Source organism: Halorubrum sp. SD612 (assembly GCF_002135005.1).
On record NZ_NEWI01000344.1, the window covers coordinates 1 to 1,534 of the forward strand.

Consider the following 1,534-nt stretch of genomic DNA (forward strand, 5'->3'; position numbering starts at 1 on the left):
CTCGGTCGGTCGGCTCGCCCCGCGGGATCGGCGTCACCGGTCCCGAGACCACGGGGGCCGCGTCGAGGCCGTCGGCGACCGCGTCGCGCCACCCCGGCTCGATCCGGTTGTCGTAGTCGACCAGCGCGACCGCGTCGCCCGTCGCAACCTCGATGCCGGCGTTGCGGGCGACGTTCACCGTTCGGTCGGAGATCTCGACCAACACGTCGACATCGTCGCGGTCGCGAACCATGCCGGTCGTGCCGTCGGCCGAGGGCCCGTTGACGACGATCACCTCGGCGTCGGGCGCGTCGGCCGCCAGCGCGTCGAGGCAGGCGGCCAACCGGTCCCGACCGTTGAGCGTCGGGACGACGACCGAGAGGTCCATACGTCTCGTTATCGGGGCGAGGAGGTAAAAAGGACTGCGTGTGTGTCCGGTCCGCGTCGGCTCCGAACCGATCGCGGGCCGGGGGCAACGGCGCGCGAGCCGCTCAGACGGTCAGGTAGTACACCTGCTTGCGCGCGTCCTTGAAGCTGTACCGCGAGTCGACGAGACCCTCCTCCTCGAGGCGGTTGAGCGCGTAGCGGACGGTGCGGTCGGGCAGCAGCGACTCGTCGGCGAGGCCGCCCTGCGAGAGGGGGGCGTCCCCTTCCAGCACCTTCGCCACGAGCTTCGCGCTCGGGGGGAGCTCGCGCAGGCGGTCGCGGTACTCAGACTCGGACAGGCGGTCTTGGTCAGCGGTCTCCGCGGGACTGGTACTCATGTCTCACACGAATCCCACGGGTAGTGGTAAAGGTTGGCTACATATAGGGGAATCCGCCTGTGATAATATAATGTGTTAATATCACGTCTCACCGGGCTATCATAGACGGTCGATCAGGCGAGTTTTCCGGGGGCGGCCCGTCATTCACCCCGTGATCCCCGAGTCTCACGTCGACATCCTCGAAGCCGAGTCGTACGCCCACTTCGCGACCGTCGGGCCCGACGGCCTCCCGCACGTGACGCCGGTGTGGGTCGACCACGAGGACCGCGAGTACGTGCTTGTGAACACCGCCCGCGGGCGGCAGAAGGAGCGGAACGTCCGCGAGAACCCGAAGGTCGGCGTCAGCGTGCTCGACCCCGACGACCCGTACCGGTACGTCTCCGTCCGCGGCGAGGCCAAGCTGACCGAGGAGGGCGCGCGCGAACACATCGACGAGCTCGCGCGTCGGTACTTCGGCGTCGACGAGTACCCCCACCACGACGAGGAGGAGGGCGCGCGAGTCATCGTCAAGATTCCGGCCGAGAACGTCGCCACGAGCGGCTGACAGTCCGGGCTCTCGGCGAACGTTCGAGCGCTCGCCCCGACCGCCGTCGCGTCGAAGCCGACCGACCGCACCGGGGTCGGCGCCGGACCGCATCCAGTACGGTTTTGTCGGTCCGGCGTTCATCACGGACAACGTGAAGGGACAGGACTGGTACCAGGCCGACGAGGTCGCCGAAGAGTACGACGACGTCCGCTTTTCGGGAGGCGGGCGGCTCATCGACCGCCGGGAGAAGGAGGCCGTCCTCGCC

General features: G+C 68.6%; 3 protein-coding genes and 1 pseudogene. 2 read left to right on the forward strand and 2 right to left on the reverse strand.

Going from position 1 to position 1,534, the window contains the following annotated elements:
- Positions 1-367, reverse strand: a 367-nt coding sequence (locus B9G38_RS17165; protein WP_143415621.1) for a glycosyltransferase, incomplete at its 3' end; no start/stop codon positions are given.
- Between the two features lie 103 nt (positions 368-470).
- Positions 471-743 carry a helix-turn-helix domain-containing protein gene (locus B9G38_RS17170; RefSeq protein ID WP_008004753.1) on the reverse strand — a complete coding sequence of 91 codons (273 nt, stop codon included), beginning with the start codon at positions 741-743 and terminating at the stop codon, positions 471-473.
- Between the two features lie 151 nt (positions 744-894).
- Between B9G38_RS17170 and B9G38_RS17175 the strand changes: the two genes are divergently transcribed.
- Positions 895-1,287, forward strand: coding sequence for a PPOX class F420-dependent oxidoreductase (locus B9G38_RS17175; protein WP_049932365.1), 393 nt, complete (start codon positions 895-897; stop codon positions 1,285-1,287).
- A gap of 91 nt (positions 1,288-1,378) precedes the next feature.
- Positions 1,379-1,534: pseudogene (locus tag B9G38_RS17985) on the forward strand (SAM-dependent methyltransferase); the annotation flags it as partial.

Coding starts and splice junctions, on each gene's coding strand:
- B9G38_RS17170 (WP_008004753.1), bottom strand. CDS start 743: ATGAGTACCAGTCCCGCGGAGACCGCTGACCAAGACCGCCTGTCCGAG.